At 44.2% G+C, this 22,247-nt stretch carries 17 protein-coding genes; 11 read left to right on the top strand and 6 right to left on the bottom strand.

Annotated elements, in window-relative coordinates:
* Positions 1-1,269: a hypothetical protein gene (locus HY064_14185; protein MBI3511806.1), complete on the bottom strand. Its 1,269-nt coding sequence runs from the start codon at positions 1,267-1,269 to the stop codon at positions 1-3.
* A 142-nt stretch (positions 1,270-1,411) separates the two neighbouring features.
* Between HY064_14185 and HY064_14180 the strand changes: the two genes are divergently transcribed.
* The gene (locus HY064_14180; GenBank protein ID MBI3511805.1) at positions 1,412-2,005 is read left to right on the top strand and encodes a MarC family protein; all 594 of its coding nucleotides are present in this window, start codon (positions 1,412-1,414) and stop codon (positions 2,003-2,005) included.
* 63 nt (positions 2,006-2,068) lie between these two features.
* Positions 2,069-4,582 (top strand): magnesium-translocating P-type ATPase, encoded by a 2,514-nt coding sequence (gene mgtA, locus HY064_14175; protein ID MBI3511804.1) that lies wholly within the window; start codon positions 2,069-2,071, stop codon positions 4,580-4,582.
* Positions 4,583-4,867: 285 nt separating this feature from the next.
* Here the strand turns inward: mgtA and HY064_14170 are convergent, their stop codons facing one another.
* Positions 4,868-5,740 (bottom strand): T9SS type A sorting domain-containing protein, encoded by an 873-nt coding sequence (locus HY064_14170; protein ID MBI3511803.1) that lies wholly within the window; start codon positions 5,738-5,740, stop codon positions 4,868-4,870.
* Positions 5,741-5,929: 189 nt separating this feature from the next.
* On the opposite strand from HY064_14170, the gene HY064_14165 reads away from it, so the two are divergent.
* Complete coding sequence (locus HY064_14165; protein MBI3511802.1) at positions 5,930-7,474, top strand: HAMP domain-containing histidine kinase; 1,545 nt, start codon at positions 5,930-5,932, stop codon at positions 7,472-7,474.
* Between the two features lie 129 nt (positions 7,475-7,603).
* On the opposite strand, the gene HY064_14160 is transcribed toward HY064_14165, so the two are convergent.
* From HY064_14160 to HY064_14150, 3 genes are all read right to left on the bottom strand, one after another.
* Positions 7,604-8,044 carry a DUF1761 domain-containing protein gene (locus HY064_14160; protein ID MBI3511801.1) on the bottom strand — a complete coding sequence of 147 codons (441 nt, stop codon included), beginning with the start codon at positions 8,042-8,044 and terminating at the stop codon, positions 7,604-7,606.
* A 212-nt stretch (positions 8,045-8,256) separates the two neighbouring features.
* Positions 8,257-9,096 carry a PKD domain-containing protein gene (locus HY064_14155; protein MBI3511800.1) on the bottom strand — a complete coding sequence of 280 codons (840 nt, stop codon included), beginning with the start codon at positions 9,094-9,096 and terminating at the stop codon, positions 8,257-8,259.
* 245 nt (positions 9,097-9,341) lie between these two features.
* Positions 9,342-10,784, bottom strand: a complete 1,443-nt coding sequence (locus HY064_14150; GenBank protein ID MBI3511799.1) for an aldehyde dehydrogenase — start codon at positions 10,782-10,784, stop codon at positions 9,342-9,344.
* Between the two features lie 269 nt (positions 10,785-11,053).
* On the opposite strand from HY064_14150, the gene HY064_14145 reads away from it, so the two are divergent.
* From HY064_14145 to HY064_14120, 6 genes are all read left to right on the top strand, one after another.
* Positions 11,054-11,341, top strand: a complete 288-nt coding sequence (locus HY064_14145; GenBank protein ID MBI3511798.1) for a hypothetical protein — start codon at positions 11,054-11,056, stop codon at positions 11,339-11,341.
* An 11-nt stretch (positions 11,342-11,352) separates the two neighbouring features.
* The gene (locus tag HY064_14140) at positions 11,353-11,928 is read left to right on the top strand and encodes a bifunctional nuclease family protein (protein ID MBI3511797.1); all 576 of its coding nucleotides are present in this window, start codon (positions 11,353-11,355) and stop codon (positions 11,926-11,928) included.
* A 251-nt stretch (positions 11,929-12,179) separates the two neighbouring features.
* Positions 12,180-13,973, top strand: a complete 1,794-nt coding sequence (locus HY064_14135) for an FAD-dependent oxidoreductase (protein MBI3511796.1) — start codon at positions 12,180-12,182, stop codon at positions 13,971-13,973.
* Positions 13,955-15,793 (top strand): 2-oxoacid:acceptor oxidoreductase subunit alpha, encoded by a 1,839-nt coding sequence (locus tag HY064_14130; protein MBI3511795.1) that lies wholly within the window; start codon positions 13,955-13,957, stop codon positions 15,791-15,793. Before HY064_14135 ends, HY064_14130 begins: the two co-directional genes overlap by 19 nt.
* Before the next feature lies 1 nt (position 15,794).
* On the top strand, positions 15,795-16,847 hold the full coding sequence (locus tag HY064_14125) for a 2-oxoacid:ferredoxin oxidoreductase subunit beta (GenBank protein ID MBI3511794.1): 1,053 nt from the start codon (positions 15,795-15,797) through the stop codon (positions 16,845-16,847).
* A gap of 75 nt (positions 16,848-16,922) precedes the next feature.
* Positions 16,923-18,272: an FAD/NAD(P)-binding protein gene (locus HY064_14120; protein MBI3511793.1), complete on the top strand. Its 1,350-nt coding sequence runs from the start codon at positions 16,923-16,925 to the stop codon at positions 18,270-18,272.
* A gap of 95 nt (positions 18,273-18,367) precedes the next feature.
* Here the strand turns inward: HY064_14120 and HY064_14115 are convergent, their stop codons facing one another.
* The gene (locus tag HY064_14115) at positions 18,368-20,107 is read right to left on the bottom strand and encodes an aspartate aminotransferase family protein (protein ID MBI3511792.1); all 1,740 of its coding nucleotides are present in this window, start codon (positions 20,105-20,107) and stop codon (positions 18,368-18,370) included.
* A 143-nt stretch (positions 20,108-20,250) separates the two neighbouring features.
* On the opposite strand from HY064_14115, the gene HY064_14110 reads away from it, so the two are divergent.
* Positions 20,251-20,952 (top strand): DNA-3-methyladenine glycosylase I, encoded by a 702-nt coding sequence (locus HY064_14110; protein MBI3511791.1) that lies wholly within the window; start codon positions 20,251-20,253, stop codon positions 20,950-20,952.
* Positions 20,953-20,960: 8 nt separating this feature from the next.
* Entirely contained in the window at positions 20,961-22,163 is a 1,203-nt protein-coding gene (locus tag HY064_14105; protein MBI3511790.1) for a TIGR03862 family flavoprotein, read from the top strand.
* Positions 22,164-22,247 lie beyond the last annotated feature (84 nt).

Here is a 22,247-nt window from a genome sequence, read left to right as displayed (position 1 = left end):
TCAGCCGCGTTTGTGACGGAATAATTCTGCTTCGTAAGTTTTACTGTCGATCTCCAGTCCATCGTGGTAATAATATTTACTTCCCCACAGGTATTCATCGGTGCGGAAAATAGTGCGTTTACCGCCGGGCCAACTGATGACGGTGGAAGTAGCGGTGGAAAGTAATTCGTCTTCGGTAGTGACGACGATGTTCGGTGAAGGAGAATAATTGAGTTGCGAAGAAAGCACAACAGGTTTCAATTGATTGGCGCGGATATCTTTTTCTATTTGTGCTTCTGTTCTCACGAGGGCGCTCATCTGTTCTTCTTTGATCTGTTTATTTGCTTTTGTTTGTTTGGTGCGTTCCTTATCCTGTTCGATGAGAAAATCATTCTGTGCTTTCACTTCGGCTTCTTTCCTCATCACTTGCACGACCGAACTTCCTTCGGCATCTTCTTTCATTTTATTGTATTTCTCAAGATTATTCTGCCGTTCACTTTCCGCAACGAGTTTGAGCAGGTTGTTTTCATACTGCGCTTTAATATTTTTATTCTGTTTTTCGCGATTGAGTTTTTCTTCTTTTTCTTTTTCGAGTTTCACTGCGTCCGATTCCGGTGCAGCATCTTCCTGTGGCTGGTTGTTATTTGCATTTGCATCTGTTGCGTGTTGTTTCTGCTTTGCTTCTTCCTCTGCTTTCTTACGGTCGTCGTCTTCTTTCTGCAAGCGCTGGCGTTCCTCTTCATCTTTCCGCGCTTTTTCTTCGGCATCGAGCCGCGCTTGTTCTTCCGCTTGTTTTTTTGCGAGCTCTTGTTGTTTTTTCAATTCTTCATTCGGGTCTTTGAAAATTTCGTCAATGAAACGATACGTAGGATCATCATGAAAACCGGAATTGCCGTCGAACACAACTTTGATGAATGGTTTTTGCGCGAACAATTCTGTTTTCACTTTCGGATCGCCAGAACTGAAGAACGGAATTTCTGCAACATAATCGGGATAGATCCACGCTTTATCGGGCGGCGTGTGCAGGTCCATGGTCATGAACATGGAAACACAACCGGGCGCGCTGTAATTGATCTGGTAACTGTGGCCGACGTCGATGGTGAATTTAAATTTCCCATTCTTGCCGGTGGTGAGATTGATGATCTGTTTTCCATCCATCTGCACAGTGACGGTTGCGCCGGCAAGGGGCTTGCCTCCTTCAGTAGCTGTTCCGAAAAATCGCATATCGCCCTGCGCAAAAATATTTCCGCACCACATCGCAAAGAGAAAAAGCAGGAGTACTTTCTTCATTGGATATGCAATCATTTTCAACATGTTTTTCGCTTTAGGGAGGCGGAATTCTGTACTGCTTAAAATTAGGGACTTTTCGTTCAGGGTTCTACGTAAACGCGTCGATTTTTGATACTAACTTTGCAGGGAAAATCAATTTAAAATGGTTTTAAAATTTGATATCCGCGAGATCGCCACAGCGACGATGGTTTTATTCGCCGTTGTGGATGTGGTGGGTTCTATACCGGTGATCATTGGCCTGCGCCAGAAAGTAGGGGAACTGAATTCCGAAAAAGCTTCCATTGCTTCTTTACTGATCATGATTGGTTTTCTTTTCATTGGTGAACCCATTCTTCACCTGATCGGCATTGAAGTTTCTGATTTTGCCATTGCCGGATCGTTCGTTTTATTTTTTCTTTCGCTCGAAATGATCCTCGGCATTCGTCTTTACAAAGATGAAGTTCCTGCAACGGCATCTGTAATGCCATTGGCGTTTCCGCTCATTGCCGGAACAGGTACGCTCACTACTTTACTTTCATTGCGCGCCGACTACAACATTGTGAGTATTCTCATCGCGATCGTGGTGAATGTGATCATCGTTTATTTCACGCTGAAGAATATTTCCCGTCTGGAAAAAATTCTCGGTGTGGGAGGCGTGGCTATTCTCCGGAAAGTTTTCGGGATCGTGTTGCTGGCTATTGCCGTAAAACTTTTCCGCACGAATTTACTGGCACATCTTCACTTCACGGTAAAATAATTTCCCGGCTTAAAATAAACGCGTAACGTTTTACTGATGTTCCGGTTCCTGGAATAAATCAACATGATCAATCCTGCATCTGACCCGGTCCCACAACTTTTTGATGAACTTAAAAGTTCTGCGGCGGGGCTTACCCATACAGAAGCAGAAAGGCGTTTGCGGCTGCAACAGGGGAAAGAACATACGCAAAACCGTTTTGCCCGCGAGTTGCATTTACTGATCAGGCAATTCCGGAATCCGCTCGTCCTTCTGCTGCTCGTGGCTGTTCTCCTCTCTGGGATCATGCGCGAAACAACGGACATGTTCATCATTCTCGCCATTCTTCTTGCAACAGGATTCCTGAGCTTCATACAGGAACTGAATGCAGGAAGGTCGGTAGAAAAATTGCAGCAGATGCTCGCTGTTACTGTCGGCGTGTTGCGCGAAGAAAAAACGATGAAACTGAAAAGCAGTGAAATTGTTCCGGGAGATATTCTCGAACTGAGCGCCGGCGATATTATTCCTGCCGATTGCCGCATTCTCGAAAGCGAGGAACTTCACGTGAATGAGAGTGCGCTCACGGGAGAATCTTTTTCGGTAGAGAAAAGTTCCGGCGATGTGAAAGAAGGCGCTTCCATTTCCGAAAAAACAAATTGCCTATGGAAAGGAACACACATCATCAGCGGAACGGCGAAGGCGCTGGTAGTACTCACCGGAAATAATACCATTTTCGGCCAACTGAAAAGTTCGCTCGAACACGAAGAAGAAACTGTTTTTGAAAAGGGTATCCGGAATTTCGGCATTTTCCTTTTGAAGATCACACTGGTACTTTCCATCTGCATTCTTGTCATCAATATTATTTTTCACAAACCAATCGCCGATTCAATTCTTTTTTCACTTGCAATTGCAGTAGGCATGGCGCCGGAATTATTGCCAGCCATCATGACCTTGTCAATGACTGCAGGGGCAAAACGAATGCTTCGCAAAAAAGTGATCGTAAAAAAACTTACTTCGATCATCAATTTTGGCGAGGTCACGGTGCTGTGTACGGATAAAACAGGAACACTTACTGAAGGCGTTTCGCGTGTGAACAGAATTGTGGATGCCGACGGAAAAGAAGATGCTGAACTTTATAGAATGGCAAAAGTGAATGCTTCGCTGCAGGGAGGTTTTACAAATCCTATTGATGATGCTCTGCGGAAACTCGGTGAAGATATTTCCGGTTATAACAAATGTGGAGAAATTCCATACGATTTCAAACGCAAACGCCTGAGTATTGTCGCTGAAAAGAACAGCAACTATACGATGATCACGAAAGGCGCGCTGACGAATGTGCTGGACGTGTGCACAAGTTATTTTTCCGCGAAGGAAATTCGCTCGCTCGGGAAAGATGATCTTGCGCGCATCACGTCGCGCTTCCGCGAATACGGCGAGCAGGGATTCCGCGTTCTCGGGCTCGCTTATAAAAATTTTACAACACAGAAGATTACAAAAACTGATGAAGCAAATATGATCTTTCTCGGTTTCATTCTTCTTGAAGATCCGCTCAAGGAAGGTGTGCTTCATTCAATAGAACGTTTTAAAAAATTGAATACGACTCTCAAAATTATTACCGGCGACAACAGGCATGTTGCAGCATATACTGCAGCGGAACTTGGTCTCGATACTTCTCAGGTTTTGCTTGGAAGTGGGATCGCGGCCATGTCGCCCGAAGCGTTGAAGGTGAAAGTAAAAGCAGTTCAGGTATTCGCCGAGATAGAACCGCAGCAGAAAGAGCACATCATTCGCGCACTGCAGCAGTCGGGCGAAGCGGTGGCGTACATGGGCGACGGAATAAATGATGTAGCAGCCATTCACGCCGCTGACACAGGCATTTCAGTAAATGATGCGGTAGATGTTGCAAAAGAAGCTGCCGATTTTGTATTGCTGGAAAAAGATCTTTCTGTTCTTGCTGACGGGATTACAGAAGGAAGGAAAACATTTGCGAATTCGCTGAAATACATTTTCATCAGCACCGGTGCAACTTTCGGAAATATGTTCAGCGTTGCGGGAGCTTCGTTGCTGCTTCCATTTTTACCGATGCTTCCAAAACAAATCCTGCTTACCAATTTCCTTACCGATTTTCCTTACCTCGCGGTGTCGGATGATAATGTAGATGATAGCCAGATTGAAAAGCCAAGCCGGTGGAATCTGAAAACCGTTCGGAGATTCATGATTGTTTTCGGCTTACACAGTTCTGTTTTCGATTTCCTAACATTTTTTTATCTCTACTTTACGCTTCACCTGAAAGAATCTGGATTCCAGACCGGGTGGTTTCTCGAATCGGTGATCACAGAACTTGTAATTCTCTTCGTCATTCGCTCGTCAAGATCTTTCCTGAAAAGCAAACCATCACACCTGCTCATTCTCATTGCCGTACTGATGGCTGCATTTACTATGGTGCTTATCTATACGCCACTCGCTGCCCTGTTCGGACTTCAATCGCTTCCCCTGGCGCAGCTTCTGATGATTACCGGAATTCTTTTTCTTTATCTTGTAACTGCAGATATCCTGAAAATATTTTTCTTCCGATACGCAATGAAAAAACAGGGTGTGTGAAAAAATACAACGTACCGCTGAAATTTTTTTCATTTCGGAGCGTCGGCGAATGAAAGCGTCACGAAAATAAATTTCTGTGGAAAAGCGCAACAAATTGACTGGAAAAAAAAATTCTGATACATAGTGCTGAGGGAGTTGTATTCAAATACAACCAACATCTTTTCACCTCACGATCTCCAGCTTCCCTTCTGCCAGATTATTTCCCTGAGAAATAATTCTGTAAAAATAAATTCCGTTTGCGATATTTAATTCTATTGGAACGGGCGGGCGTGCTCCAAAATATTTTCAACGCACTACACAAATCTTTTGGTATTCCGAAGTGCCGTCGGACAAATACACATTCACAAAATAAATTCCTTCGGCAAGATCACTTACGTCCACTGAAATATTGTCGCTGTTCATTTCCTGCTGTGAGAAAACAAGATTCCCGAGTTGGTCAACCATTTTTACACCGGAGATCTGCAGGGAAGAATTTTCCATTGCAATATTGAAAACTTTATTTGCCGGGTTGGGATAAAGTTGTGAATGAAATTTCTGATGCTCATTTATTCCGAATGAACTGTCGTACTCGATCACGTAATAAAGATTATTTGCTCCTGAAATATCATTCCATTCTCCGGCAACTCCATAAGGCCATGTTGCAAGACCAATGGCCCCGCAATCCTGGATGCCGATATAATTATCGGGTTCATTTGCTGCGCCGGCGCCTGTTCCTCCCCAATTCACATAGCTCGAAGCCACCGCATATCCTCCTCCCGCTCCTGCATTTCCCTGTCCCATCCAAAAATTAAATCCAACGTTGTCATAATTTCCATCCCACAACCAGGTTCCTTCTACATTGCGATCGGTGGCGCCTATCCACACGTACGCGATCCCGCCTCCGTCGCTCACACTCGCGTAAGTGCTGTTCACGCCCGCTCCAAATGTAATTGCAGTGTACACCGCCGCCTGTTCGCCGGCGTCATTGATCTGAACCAAATATCCTCCTCTTGAAACTGCACACGCAGAAGCATTGGTCCAGTTCTTAACTTCTTTCACCACTTCGTAATTTTTTCCGTTGTAGGAGAAGGAATAAATATTTGCCGTGTTGGCACAGGGCTGCGAAAAGAGTGCGATCGCGAGTGACGAGAAGAGAATTGTAGTAAAAATATTTTTCATGGCTGGATTTTTTTTCTGAATGCGTTGTACCAAGTTCGTGAAATTCCCCGAATAGAAAAAGAATTTTTATGTTTCATTCCGCGTTCCGGCTAATAAATGCTCGCTTTACACAGCGTGTCAGTTCACAATTATTACACTGTTCAAACGTATCTTTGCTGCGGTCTCCCTTAATTAAATTCTGTCGTTGCCGTGAATATCTATTCCAGGAAACAATTATGGAAACTGCTTCTGCTCGGAGCGGCGCTGCTCATTGTGGCCGCATCACTCTGGTATTCGAGCCGGCTGGTGAAGAAAATTTCGGTGAGTGAAAAACGCAATGTGGAATTGTGGGCCGATGCCGTGCGGAGAAAAGCGCTGATGATGGAGGCGACCAACCAGTTGTATGCAAAGATCGCGAGCGAGGAAAGAAAAAAAGTGGAGATATGGGCCGAAGCAAGCGGACTGATGTCTGACCCGATCATTGTGAAAGATAATAATGCATTCACACTCGTGGTTGACGTGATCCGTAATAATGAAACCGTGCCGGTGATCGTGGTAGATTCCATTGGCGAATACAAAACTTCGCGCAACCTTGATACGGCAATGATCAGGGGAGATAAAAATTATATTGCAGAACAACTTTCGGTTATGCGCAAACAACATGATTCTATTCCCATCGACGTGAGCAACCGTATCAACGATCCGAAAGCGAAACCGGAATGGTGTTATCTTTTTTACCGCGACTCAAAAGTTTTCGATGAGATCCGTGAATCGTACGTGGAGAATGAACGTTCATTCATCAGGGAAGTGGCTTCGAATCCTTCTTCTACTCCCGCCATTTATTACGATTCCACTTCAGCAAAAATAATTGCATTCGGAAATCTTGATTCCGTACAATTGAAAAATGATTCGGCACATTACCTGAAAATAGCGTTGAAAGATCTGACCAATAACGGCGATACGGTGCGCGTGACTTTCAGTAAAAATAAATACAACATCATTTATTATTCCGAGTCGCCTCAATTACGGCAGTTAAGATATTATCCCGTTTTCCAGTTCATCGTGATCGGAATGTTTTTATTGGTGGCTTATCTTTTATTCAGCACCGCGCGAAGAGCTGAGCAGAATAATGTGTGGGTGGGAATGGCAAAAGAAACTGCGCACCAGTTGGGCACACCTTTATCGTCTCTCATTGCGTGGCTCGAATATTTGAAGATGAAAGGAGTGAATGATGAGATGACGAAAGAAATTGCGCAGGATGTGAAACGGCTTGAAATGATCACGGAACGATTTTCGAAAATAGGATCGCAACCGAAATTAGCGTATGAAAATATTGTGGACGCGTTGACTAACTCGGTTGATTATATCCGTTCACGTTCTCCGCGCACGGTTAATTTTAATTTCAATGTGAAAGGAAAAATTGATGTGCCCATGAATGTTCCGCTCTTTGCGTGGGTGATCGAGAATCTTTGTCGCAATGCGGTGGATGCGATGGACGGAACAGGAGCGATCACGATTGAGGTGACCGATCTTCAGCCATTCGTTTATGTTGACATCACCGATACCGGCAAAGGAATTCCGCGCTCGAAACAACGCACCATTTTTGAACCCGGCTTTACCACCAAGCAACGCGGATGGGGACTCGGACTTTCGCTCTGCAAAAGAATTGTGGAGCAATATCACAATGGAAAAATTTTCGTGAAGCGTTCGGAGCCCGGAAAAGGAACGACGTTCAGGATCGTACTGAATAAATGAGACAATATTGCTGATGTGCTAATGAATGGCAATAGTCCCGAATGTCTTCTTCTTTCATCAGTTCATAAAAAAAATGTGCCAACGAAAATTCATTGGCACATCAGCACATTATTTCATTAGCAATGCTTCCTAATGCCAAACCGAAATGATGATCGACATGAGTGTGATCGAAAAAATATGATACCCCGCATCGACGATCATCAGCTTGAGTGATTTCATTGTGTACATGTGGCCCATCACCATTGGAATGGTAGCCACGCCACTCATCAGTATTCCCACTTTAATTCCCATCATACAATTGATAGATGCCTGTGGAATTGCTTTCAGAACAATTGCAACAGCAAGCGCCATAAGAATATTCATGAGCAATGTCTTGATCATCATAAAAGGCATCATTGCTTTCATTTTTGCTTTTTCTTTTTCATCGGTTGGCATAACAATTTTATGTTCGCCCATCCATGTTTTTCCGAAGAGTACGGAGAACCAAAGGGCTCCAATGGCAAAATAGGCGATTGCTGCAACACCGATAGCCATCCAATTCGCATGAGAGAAAAATTCTTTGAGTAGCATTTTTTTACGGTTTTGGTGAGGTGAAAAGATACGATAAAAGAAGTGCGCGGGAATATCCATTCGCCACAAGGAATTCAACAGCCCGATGCTGATAAGTCGGCGTTCTCTTTATTTTATCATACTGCTAAATAAAAAAATGCAGGAAGATCTCCGTCCTTGCCCGGAGATCATTCCCACATTCTTGTCAAACCTGCTGAAATTTCTTTTGTGTTCTATTGAACAAAAACTTTTTCTGTTTTTACATCACCATCGGGCATTACAATGCTTACGATGTAAATTCCCGGTGTGGACACCTGTAATTCTGTATGGCCGGTTACTTCATTGGGTGTGATCACGGTTTGTCCGTTTATATTCATCACGCGGATTCCGTAAGATGAAGTTCCTTCGTTGTCTATCGTAATCTTTCCTGAACCACTTGCACTGTAAACATGAACCGTGTTGTAACGTGTGGTTGAACTATTGCTGTTGCGCGGATCGGTTGAATTATTGTGAGCGAGCGGAGCAAATGGATCAGTGACATCAATCGTGGCAGTTCTGCTGCCGGTGCAACCATTCAAATCAGTAGCAGTAAGCGTAACCAGGAAAGAACCGCTTGTAGCATAAGAATGATTGGTAATGGAATCGACTGAATTATTTCCGTCGCCAAAACTCCAGGAGTACGCCGAAATATTTGTGCCGCTTCCGGTGAAAGCGATGTTGTCATTAATATTAACCGAATTAGAACTCGTCGCTAAAGTCATGTTTACCGGCGCCGGCGCTGTTAGTGTAACAAGATTTGTTATTGTATCAGATCCTCCACAAGAATAAAACAAATAATCTCCTGCGCTTAGCCCGGTGAGAATAGTATCCGTTTGAGTGACGGTAAAATTACTCGTATCCACATTGTTTTTGATCATTTGAGTGGTCCATCCCGGGGAATACGTTTGTACTCTTATGGCACCATCTCCTGAATTATTACAGGATTCATTCATGAATGTGATGGAGACCTGCGCGTTCAACATAGTAGTACCTGTGAACAGGAGGCCGGCGGTGTATGCAAGGAAATTTTTCATGGTAGTTGTGTTTTGGGTTTGGGTTGTTTGATTATTACGATACAAACATAGACCCGCGGAAAATCCTGCGAAAACACATTTCGGCCGAAAACTTGGCGATGTAAGAATTAATGAAGTTCTGTAAAACGGAACTATACCTTATATATAAGGTATGCATCACAAAAAATTATCCCGGAAAAATATTAGAGGCTGTTTAAAATTCATTTTTTGAAATTTAAACAGCCTCTTATTGCAGAAAAAAATTCTTACAATTTAATGCAGACATTTTTTGCTTCCGTGAAAAAACGGAATCCCTCGAATCCTCCTTCTCTTCCTACTCCGCTTCCTTTCATTCCGCCGAATGGTGTGCGCAGATCGCGGAACAACCAGCAGTTGATCCAGATGATTCCGCTCTGCACATTCGCAGCCACGCGATTTGCACGCGTAATGTCCTGCGTCCAGATGGAAGCTGCCAATCCATAAGTCGTACTGTTGGCCATCATCACCGCTTCTTCTTCTTTGTCGAATGGCATGATGGTTACAACGGGGCCAAAAATTTCTTCTTTGTTTGTTCTGCAATCGTAAGAAAGCCCTTCTATGATGGTCGGCGCAATGAACCATCCGTCTTTTAATTCTCCTTCCATCTTTACTTGATTTCCTCCTGCAAGAATTTTTCCGCCTTCCTGTTTCGCTAATTCAACATAAGAAAGAATTTTCTCCATGTGCGGTTTCGAAACGATCGCGCCCAATCTTGTTTTCGGATCGGATGGATCGCCAGGTTTCATCTCCACAGCTTTCTTCACAAATTCTGTTTTGAATTTATCATACAGCGGCCGTTCCACAAAAATTCTCGATCCGCACAAACAAATTTCTCCTTGATTCGCAAACGAACTTTGCATCGTGGTTTTTATCATGGCATCGAAATCGCAGTCGGCGAAAATGATATTCGGATTTTTTCCGCCGAGTTCCAGCGAAAGTTTTTTGAATTTCGGCGCCGCACTCGCTGCAATGTGCGCTCCTGTTTTTGTTCCGCCGGTAAATGAAATTGCTTTTATTCCTGCATGATCAACAATCGCTTGTCCTGCTTTTGTGCCGAGTCCGTGAATGATATTGAGAACTCCTGCCGGTAATCCTGCTTCAATGCAGGCTTTGGAAAACATCCACGCAGTGTAAGGAGTAATTTCAGAAGGTTTTGCAATGACGCAATTTCCAGTCGCGATCGCCGGACCAATTTTCCAGGTGAAAAGATAAAGCGGAAGATTCCACGGTGAGATGCAACCAACAACTCCGATCGGTTGACGCATGGTATAATTCACTGCGCGATCGTCCGTGATGTGCGATTCCGCCGCGTAATGCATAATGCCTGTTGCAAAAAATTCAAGATTGGAAATAGCACGGGGAATATCAATAAGCGATGCGGTATGAACGGATTTTCCATTGTCAACAGATTCTGCTTTCACATAAGCATCGGTATCGCGGCGAATAATGTCTGCAATTTTCATCATGATGCGGCAACGTTCTTCCACCGGTGTCACCGACCATTTCGCAAACGCAGCTTTTGCAGCTTGCACCGCTTCACTCACATCGGCGATATCTGAATCGGGAATGAGTGAATATACTTTCCCGGTAGCAGGATTGTAATTGTCAATGTATTTTCCGGAAGCCGGTGCGACGAGTTTTCCGTTGATGTAGTTCTGAAGTTTTTCCACGATGAATTTCTGAATGACAAAATTAGGTGTAATTCAGGAGAATTCTTCCGAAGCATTTAATCGGTGAAAATCCGTGTAATCCGTGGCAAAATTACTGTTGCGATATCGCTGACTCCCGACAGAAAGTTGCCACGGATTTCACAGATGGACACAGATTCTTTTTCACTAAATTGCATCGACAAAATCACGTTATGAAGAAATTTATAGCCGTACTCTTTCTGATTATTCCGTTGGCGGGCCATTCCCAAAAACATAAAAGGGATTCGCCCGTGGATTCGGCTTCTTTCATGAATGCGCATACCGGAGGTGGAACGTCTGTTGCAGATGCTGTGATTATCAATGAAAAGAAATCGGAGACAAAAGTCATTACAGAGAAGAACAACTGGCTCCGGTTCAAATATCCCGGATACACTTACATTAAATCAATCATTATTCAGAACACAAGTACAAAATCAATTTCCATGACGGAAATAAAAAAAGCGGACGGGGAAATCATCGATGTGTATTTCGATGATACGGCATTCTATTCTCCTTATGTAAAAACACCTGCTAAATAACAAACATCAACATGAAAAAACTCCTCCTCCCCTCCATCATCATCGCGACAATTTTCACCGGCTCCATGCTGCTGAATAATGTGAATGCGCAACATCATGCTGATGTAAAAACTTTATGGTCCATTGATTCTGCATCCACGAAAAAAGATCCGGATCCTCCCATGGATGCAGTTAAGCAAAACGACACGATAGAAGTGAATGTTGGTAATGTGGAATCATACGGTTACGGCGGCTACATTGTGCGGCTTGAACCGAAATATGAAATGACCGACGTTTATCTTCCGGTGGTGATAGGCGAATGCGAAACGAATGGAATTCAAATGTATAAAAGCGGAACGCTTTCTTCGCGGCCCATGACGTATGACATGTTCACGAACCTGCTTGCTGCGAGCGATATGAAAATAAATAAAGTGATCGTTACCAAACTCGAATCAAGTACGTACTACGCCGTGATCATGCTCAGCGAAGGCGGAAAAAAAATTGAAGTGGATTCGCGCCCGAGTGATGCGATCAATATGGGCCTGCGCGCGGGAGCGAAAATTTATGTGATGCGCAAAGTGCTTGAAGAAGCGGGAGAAAAAAATTGAAATGGAAAAATTCCTTTATTTCACTGAAAATATTTTTTTTCGGAAAAATTTTCGATTGATTGTATTTCTTCATCGATGACCGGATCGTTTTCTTCCGGTTTTTTCATTGATATTTACATAATAGTCTAAATGAAAAACGATAATTTTGCCTGCCGCTGATCGAACATCCTTGCGTTGTGTTCATTTTATTCAAACGCAAAAAATACGGCAGATTCGCGGACGGGGAGGCAACTTAACTTAAAGATCATACCGTGGAGCCAACAAAAATCAAAGATCCGGAGTACTTCCATAAAGTCGTGGACTGCCAGTACGCATGTCCTTCGCATACTCCTGTTCCGGAATATATCCGGTTGATCGCGGAAAGAAAATATACGGAAGCGTACATGGTGAATTGGGAATCAAATGTATTTCCGGGAATTCTCGGGCGCACATGCGATCGCCCATGTGAACCCGCGTGCCGCCGCGGACGCGTGGAAGAAGAACCCGTCGCAATTTGCAGATTGAAACGCGTTGCTGCAGATCACAAAGACGATGTAAAAAAATTTATGCCGCAGGGTCCGTTCAAATCCAACGGAAGAAAGGTCGCACTCGTAGGCGCAGGGCCCGCATCACTCACCGTTGCGCGCGACCTTGCTCCTCTCGGATATGAAATTCATTTGTATGACGAACAAAAAGGCGGCGGCGGATTCATGCGCAGCCAGATCCCTTCATTCCGTTTGCCCGAATCTGTTTTGGATGAAGAAGTAAATTATATTCTTGATCTCGGCATCAAACAACATTTCAATCATTTTGTGAAATCGCTGAAAGAATTATTGCATTCAGAACAGAAGTATGATGCGGTATTCGTCGGATCGGGCGCACCGAAAGGACGTGATCTCGATGTTCCCGGAAGAAAAGAAGCGGCTGCAAATATTCACATCGGTATCAACTGGCTTGCGAATGTCGCTTTCGAACACACGAATAAGATCGGGAAAAATGTGATCGTGCTTGGCGGAGGAAATACTGCGATGGATTGTTGCCGCACTTCACGCCGCGTGGGCGGAGAAAATGTGAAAGTGGTGGTGCGTTCTCCTTTCGCCGAGATGAAAGCATCTCCGTGGGAAAAGGAAGATGCGATGCACGAAGATATTCCGATCATTGATAATCATGTTCCGAAATCTGTGGTGCACGAGAATGGGAAACTGAAAGGAATGATGTTCGAAAAAGTAAAAGCGGTTTGGGAAAATAATAAACGCAAACTTGTTCCGACCGGCGAACCGGAAGTTTTCATTGAAGCAGATGATGTGCTCGTTGCGATCGGGCAGGAAAATTCTTTTCCGTGGATAGAACGCGATCTCGGAATTGATTTTGATAAATGGGGAATGCCCGTTGTGAATGCGACAACATATCAATCGACGCATAAAAAAGTTTACTTCGGAGGTGATGCTGCTTTCGGCCCTAAAAATGTGATCACTGCTGTTGCACACGGACACCAGGCCGCAATTTCCATGCATCTCTCCTGCGAAGGATTGGATGTGAATGATCGCCCTGCTCCCGGCGTTACATTGTATTCCACGAAAATGGGAATTCACGAATGGAGTTATGATAATGATGTGACTGCAGATCTGCGTTACATCGTTCCGCAAGCCGACAAAAAAGTAACGCTGCGAGATCGCAAAAAAGAAGTGGAACTCGGTTTTGATCTTCCTACTGCATTCAAAGAAGCGGAGCGTTGCCTGAACTGCGATGTGCAAACTGTGTTCACCGAAAATAAATGTATCGAGTGCGACGCGTGCGTCGATATTTGTCCGACGTCGTGCATCACGTTCACAAAAAACGGCGATGAAAGTGATCTGCGCTCGCGGTTGAAAGCGCCGGCAAATGAAATGTCACAGGATCTTTATGTTTCTGATATTCTTCCTACGAAAAGGATAATGGTGAAAGATGAAAATGTTTGTCTCCACTGCGGCTTGTGCGCCGAACGTTGCCCGACCTCAGCATGGGATATGCAGAAATTTTTCTATAACGTAACTAAAGCAGATCACGCATGTCAGACGGTAAAGTGAAAGCGAAAATAAATGACCTCGTCATCAGGTTTGCGAATGTGAATGGCACAGGTTCGGCAAGTGCGAATTTTCTGTTCACGAAAGCCATCTTCCGGATGGGAGTTCCTGTTTCACCGAAAAATATTTTTCCTTCGAACATACAGGGCGCGCCTACGTGGTATGAAGTGCGCGTGAGTGAAAAAGGGTATCTCGGAAGAAGAGACGGAATTGATTTCATGGTGGCGATGAATCCGCAATCGATGAAACAGGATGTGGCGGCGGTAAAAACCGGCGGATATATTATTTACGATTCAACAAAAATTCTGCACGATGAATTCATTCGTGATGATGTGAATTATCTCGGCATTCCTATAATGGAAATGTGCAATAAAGAATTCAGTGATCCTCGCCAGCGGCAACTTTTCAAGAACGTAGTTTATGTCGGCGCATTATCTGCTCTGCTCGGAATAGAATTCGACGCGATCGAAAAATTGGTCAGCGAACAATTCGCCGGGAAAGAAAAACTCATTGCGCCGAATGTGAAAGCGCTTCGCCTCGGATCGGATTATGCAAAAGAGAATTTCAAATTCAAATTGAATATCCGTATTGAGCGACGCGATCTTGTCGGTGATTCCATTATGATAGAAGGAAACGCAGCGTGCGGACTCGGCGCTGTTTATGCAGGAGCAACTGTTGCTGCGTGGTACCCGATTACTCCTTCTACTTCTGTTGTCGAAGCTTTTCATTCTTATTGCGATGAATACCGCGTGGATAAAGAAACCGGTAAGAAAAATTTCGCGATCGTGCAGGCGGAAGATGAACTTTCCGCAATAGGAATGGTGATCGGAGCAAACTGGAATGGTGCGCGTTCGTTCACTGCTACTTCCGGTCCCGGTGTTTCACTCATGAGTGAATTTCTCGGTCTTGCTTATTATGCAGAAGTTCCGACAGTGCTCATCGATGTTCAGCGCACCGGCCCGTCAACAGGATTGCCAACACGTTCACAACAATCCGATATTATTTCCGCAGCGTACGCTTCGCACGGCGACACGAAACATGTTCTTCTTTTTCCTTCCACGCCAACGGAATGTTTCAACATGACTGTTGATGCGTTCGATCTCGCCGAAGAATTACAAACACCGGTGATCGTAATGTCTGATCTCGATCTCGGCATGAACGAACACATGACGGCGCCACTCACCTGGGACGACAAAAGAAAATACAAACGCGGAAAAGTTCTCACTGCAGAACAGCTTGATAAAATTGAACGCTACGGAAGATTTCTTGACGTAGATAAAGACGGAATAACTTATCGCACATTGCCCGGAACACATCCGACAAAAGGCGCATTCCTCACGAGAGGAACTTCGAGCGATGAGTACGCGGGATATACTGAAGAGCCGGAACCTTACGTACGGAATATGGATCGCCTCATCCGGAAATTCAACACGGCGAAAAACAGGGTGCCGGGGCCAGAATTCCTGCAGAAGAAAAATAATTCTGATTACGCTGTAATTTTCTTCGGCACATCAACTCCTCCTGTTTTAGAAGCGCTCGACATGCTGAAGGAAAAAGGAATTGTACTTGATGCGATGCGTATTCTTTCATTCCCATTCAACAAAGCAATCGAAGATTTTATTTCATCGCACGAAAAAGTAATGCTCGTAGAACAGAATCGCGATGCGCAGATGCGTTCGCTGCTTATGATAGAAGCAGGAATTGAACCGGGCAAAATACTTTCTGTTCTGAGTTACGATGGAACGCCGGTGACTGCAGATAATATTTTCAAACAGATCAATGCGCATCTCGCTGCGAAAGTGAAAACAAAAAAAACGAACTGACATGACTTACATAAGACCAAAGTTCCGTCATCCCGAATTACCGGAAAATAAAATCGGTCATTCGATCTCGTATTACGAAGGCGTGCTCTCCACATTATGCGCCGGGTGCGGACACGATTCCATCAGCGCAGCGATCATGCAGGCGTGTTTTGAATCGAACATTGAACCTTATCGCCTTGCAAAAATGTCGGGCATCGGTTGTTCATCGAAAGCTCCGAATTATTTTCTGGGAAAATCTCACGGATTCAATTCTGTTCACGGAAGAATGCCGTCAGTAACTACAGGAGCGAATCTCGGTAATCGTGATCTCATTTACATTGGTGTTTCGGGCGATGGTGATTCTGCATCAATAGGAATGGGACAATTCGTTCACGTGGTGCGGCGCAATTTGAATATGGTTTACATCGTGATGAATAACGGATGTTATGGTTTGACCAAGGGACAGGATTCTGCAACAGCGGATATCGGTTCCATCAGTAAAGCCGGATCTGAAAATCATTTTCACCCGATCGATCTGGTGAGTTTAGCGCTCGAGTTGGGAGCACCATTCGTTGCACAAAGTTTTTCCGGTGATAAAACACAACTGGTTCCATTGATAAAAGCGGCGATGAAACATACCGGCTTTGCTTTCATCAACGTGATCTCGCCTTGCGTGACCTTCAATAATAATGTTGGTTCTACAAAATCGTATGATTACGTAAGGGAACATATCGACGCAACCGGCACTGTTGATTTTGTTCCGCCTGCAAAAGAGATCACTGCAGAATATGAAGAAGGCACTGTTGCGAATGTAACGATGCACGATGGTTCCTTGCTGCATCTTCACAAACTTGCAAAAGGATGGGACCCGTTCGATCGTGTTTCTGCGATCAACGCAGTTCACAACGCGCTTTTAAAAGGAGAAATTCTCACCGGGTTACTTTACATCAATGAAGGTTCTACGGATCTTCATCATCTTCTCGGCACAACAGACACGCCGCTGAATGCAGTACCACAGGAAAAATTATGCCCGGGTTCTGAAATGCTGAAGAAGATAAACGCGGAACAGGTTTAGTTTGAAAATCTTTATTGAAATCCCATTGATCTTCTTTTATCTTAGCCGCAGTAACAGGTTTTCTGTTCTGTGATCATGAAGAAAAAAATTCTCATTGTCGGCGGAGGATTATCCGGATCGCTTCTCGCTATACGGTTGTGTGCGTATAAAAATATAAGCCAAATAATGCTACTGGAAAAAAATCCGGTGATGACGGGCAGAGGTGTTGCTTACAGTGAAGAATTCACACACCAGTTATTGAATGTTACAACAGGAGGAATGAGTCTTTTCACAGAGAAGCCGAACGATTTTACAGAATGGCTGGAGCGAAACCGGAACACGTATAGCAATATTCTTCCTGAAAAAATTGCAACTGCATTTGTCCCGAGAAAATTTTTCGGCGATTATATTTCCCAACATCTGCGCGAGGCCGTTCATTCACATCCGGGAAAATTGCAGATCATAAATGAAGAAGTAATTTCTCTCAGGAAGAAAGAGAACATTTTTTTGGCCGTAACTGATCGTAAAAATATTTTTGAAGCCGATGAAGTTGTTCTGGCGCTGGGAAATTTTCCACCGGCCGATCTCTTCAAAGAAGAACATCCTGTTTTTTCTGATCCGCGCTATTTTTCAAATCCATGGATCGGGAATATTTATACCGGACTTTCCGAAGTAAAAAATATTCTAGTTGCCGGCACGGGTCTCAGTGCGGTGGATGTAGTGCTTACGCTGAAACAAAAAAAATTCAATGGGAATATTCGGATGATTTCCCGAAAAGGAAAACTTCCGCTCGCGCACGATGTGAATGTTACCCCGGTGAAAATTAATCTTCCCCCGCACTTGCATCCGCGTGAGGTGTGGCTACATTACAGCAATTTTTTGAAAACGCATCCGGAAATTTCCTGGCAATCGCTTGTAGAGGGTCTTCGCCCGTTGACACAGAATTTCTGGACCAACTGGAATAAAGAAGAGCGGAACTATTTTCTGAAACGATTGCGTCCCTCCTGGGAAATTGTCCGTCATCGTATCCCGCATTCCGCTTCAGTGATGCTGAATGAAATGATCGCTTCAGGAAAATTGCAGATGGCGAAGGGAATGATCGCCAACGCAAAAATTGCACATACAGGAATTTCAGTTTCATTCGATTCGAAAAGTAAATTACCTGAAACTGTTTTTCAGAAGATCGTCAATTGCACCGGGCCCGAATCGGATTACCGGAAAGTGAAATTCCCGATCATCATCAGCTTAATGGAACAGGGATTTGTTTGTGCCGATGAACTCGGCTTGGGAATAAAATGTACGGTTGACGGAAAAATCATTGACAAAAATTCAAATGAAGTGGAAGGACTCTGGTGCATTGGTCCCATGCGAAAATCAGCATTGTGGGAAACAACTGCGCTGAAAGAAATAAGAGAGCAGGCGGAGGTGTTTGTGAAGAGGTTCTGATATTTCTGGCAAACTGTAATTAGTACAATTTTGGTAGTTAATTACTTAAATTGTACCGCTTCAGAATTTTCAATCTTGAATTCTCAATTTTGAATTCATGCATTCACTTTCTGTTTCGAACTCACGATCTCCACTGCCTTCTGAATGTGTGCAACAACTTCTTTCTTCAGATAAGCGGGATCCGTATTCGTGTGCGCGCCCATTAGGTACGCCTTCAGCGCGCAAACCGGTTTGCCATATTCTGTAGTGCGGAATTTTGTGGTGATGCTCAGCGCCGGCGCCGGAATTCCTTCTGTCTCGTGCATTTCGCAAAGTGTGTTGTACACATCCATCTGGAACTGGTTGTACTTCATTAATTCCTCATCGTATTTTTCTTTGAAGAATTCATTCTGGTATTGCAATCCTCCGTCCATCCATTTCGGATACACGCGGAATAAAGTCACCGCACCATAACTGTCTTTATTCACGACCACAATATTCTGGTGAAATTCCAATTCATCGCGCAAAGCTTGTTGCATTTCTATAAGATGGCCGATCATCACCTGATAACCTTCGTAACCGAAATACTGCAAGTGCGTCCACGCGATGAGTGCAGGTGCGCACGCGCGCGAAACTTCGAGCGTGAATTTTCCGGGATAATAAATGTCTTTGTGCGAATGAAATAAATAGGAAACGCCGCCACCCGGAGATTTCAGCAGATCGAACATGCGTTCGTCTTTCAGACAAAAAGCAGAACTCGCATAAGCGGCGAAACCTGTTTTGTGAAAATCAACTCCTACTGCATCCACATCTTCCATTCCACTTGCTTTGAGAATAGAATCGGAGATCAATTTCATTGCACGCGTAGAAAACTCCAATGGATTCGCAGCAAAATCATAATCGCGGAATGCCATCCACGCCCAACCGATCACTGCATCAGCATAAACGAACGGACGTGAATCGGCGAAATATTCTTTCGGAATCATTTTGCACAAATGCGCGATCTCGCGGATATTGTCAATGGCAAATGCATCGGTCGTTCCCGCAGTGGCAACTACCATCGCCACAGGAACACCTTGTTTATATAATGAACGCAACACTTCTTCGAGATGATCCACGTTCATTGTTCCATCGGGATTCACATCGATCTCCACCACATTTTTTCTTCCGAGTCCTGTCCAGTCGGCAGTATTGTATTTCGCATAGTGCGATCCTTTCGACGCAAGAATTTTTACGTCTTCTCGAATTCCATTGTGGCGCGAAGAATATCCGAGACAATTCGTCAATGCAATTTTTGTAGCGTAGAGATAATTATTTGTTCCGCCGGTTGTGCAGATTCCCCCCGCTTTCACTTTATTCCATCCGAACATTTCGGCGAGCATGGAAATAACTTCCACTTCCGCAGCAGCAATATCACTCGACAATTCCGACTCCACAAGATTTGCATTCACCATTGCACCGAGCATGGCAGCAGCCACAGAAAGTTCAGAAGATTGCGGAACAACATTGATGAGCGTTTTGGTATGTCCCCAATGAGGAACGCCGTTGAAACGCGTGAGCAGTGCATTCATCACATCATCACGCACGCCTATGTGCGCGGGCATTTGAATGTCCTGTTTGATGCCGGTGAGAATTTCTTTTGCCGGAGAATTCGGTTTGGAAATCATTTTGCGCTTTGAAATATCGCCCCAGAACCATTTCTGTTCTTCCGGATCATGCTTCATCGCATTGAGCGCCACGATCGTTTGCTTGAGGAAATCTTCCAGCTTGGAATCTTTTTCTTTGTCGCGGTCGGGCTGCGGATAAACCGTGCGGACCTTATCGTTCAGTAATGATTTCCATTTGGGTGTGGACATGGTGTAATTTTTAGGAGAACAAAGTTAGCCAAACGGGGAAGATTACAGATGGTAGGGAATACAGATTACAGACCAATTATTTCTCCGTGCCTCTGTGTCTCTGTGGTCCACATTTCGCAGCTTTGTAGCTCTAAACAGATCCTATGGCGAATTCTTATTGCGAGGCGGTTTCCACAATGGAAAAAAATAACGTGCACGTTCATTACCACGATCACGAATACGGATTTCCTATTCACAACGACAATGAATTATTTGCCCGGCTTGTATTGGAAATAAATCAAGCGGGATTAAGCTGGACGACCATTCTGAAAAAGAAAGAAAATTTCTTCAGCGCGTTTCATCAGTTCGAAATAAAAAAAGTGGCGAACTACAAGAAGAAAGATTTTGACCGCCTGATGAAGAACGAAGGAATTATCCGCAACAGGTTGAAGATCGAAGCGGCGATCCATAATGCCAATGTGATAATTGGTTTGCAAAAAGAATTCGGTTCCTTCAAAAATTGGATCGATCATCATCATCCGCTGACGAAAGACGAATGGGTGAAAGTTTTCAAAAAAAAATTTCGTTTTACAGGTGGTGAAATTGTGAATGAATTTCTCATGAGCACTGGTTATCTTCCGGGTGCGCATATTCCCTCGTGCGCGATCTATAAAAAAGTGCTTGCTAAAAAACCAGTGTGGCACTTTCTGTCGGGTCAGAGGCCCGACAGCACGCGGGAAAAACCGGCGTGGCATTCCCTGTCGGGTCAGAGGCCCGACAGCACGCGGGAAAAACCGGCGTGGCATTCCTTGTCGGGTCAGAGGCCCGACAGCACACGAAATAAAATGCCAGGTCATAAGACCTGACAGCACGCGTGAAAAAAATAACGATCATCGGAAGCGGGCCTGCCGCACTGCTGCTTGCCGCTTTTCTCGACGGGAAGAAATTTGACATTCATATTTACGAGAAGAATTCCGCTCCGGGGAGAAAATTCCTCGTGGCCGGTGACGGCGGATTCAATCTCACGCATTCGGAAAACATCAAAACATTCGTCACGAGATATACGCCGGAATATTTTCTGAAACCCGCTTTGCTGGATTTTACCAATGAAGATCTGCGGAAATGGCTGCTCTCCATGGGCATCGCCACCTTCATCGGCACAAGTAAAAGAATTTTCCCGGAAAAAATAATCAAACCTATTGATGTGCTCAATGCGATCTTTCGTGCATTGAAAAATAAAAATGTTCGATTTCATTTTGAACACGAATGGCGCGGATGGAAAGAAAATAAATTGCTCTTCCATACTCCATCTGGTGAACTGACAACTGAAACCGACCACTGCATCTTCTCTCTCGGCGGTGCAAGCTGGAAAGTAACGGGAAGCGACGGCACGTGGGCAAAATATTTTGAAGAAAAAAATATCGCGATCGTTCCGTTTCAATCATCGAACTGTACAGTTCTCGCGGAATGGCAAAAGGAGTTCATTGAAAAACATAATGGGAAAGCGCTGAAGAATATTTTGGTGAAATGCAATGGGAAAGAAAAAAAAGGAGAGATCGTTATCACTTCATCAGGACTTGAAGGTGGCGCGGTCTATTTTCTGTCGCCTGACATTCGCAGAGAATTGTCGGAAAGATCATTTGCAGAAATTTTTATCGATCTGCGCCCGGATGAAAGTGAAACCGTTCTTTTAAAAAAATTACGGGCCTGCGCGAATGAAAATAACCGTACTGCTCATCTTCGCTCTGCATTTCATTTCAAAGAAACACAAATGGCATTACTGAAAAATATTCTGAGCAAAGAAGAATTCCTGTCGGATGAAATGATCTGTAACCGTTTAAAAAATATTCCCGTACGCATCACAGCACTTGCCCCTATTGATGAAGCGATCTCCACGGTTGGCGGAATTGCGATTGACGAAGTGAATGAAAATTTTGAACTGAAAAAACTTCCGCATCATTTTGTCATTGGAGAAATGCTCGACTGGGATGCGCCCACAGGTGGTTATCTTTTGCAGGCCTGCTTCAGTATGGGAGTCTTCCTGGCAAGGCATCTGAACGGCAGGATCGATCAGTAACCGGCTGCAAAAAAAACGACTTTGTATTTACCCGCTGAGGTAAAGGAGAAAATAAATCCTTCCACAAAAACGATGAAAATCTTA

Source organism: Bacteroidota bacterium, assembly GCA_016194975.1.
Lineage (GTDB): Bacteria > Bacteroidota > Bacteroidia > Palsa-965 > Palsa-965.
The sequence above is the reverse complement of the archived record's forward strand: the minus strand, read 5'-3'. Positions and strand labels throughout refer to the sequence as shown.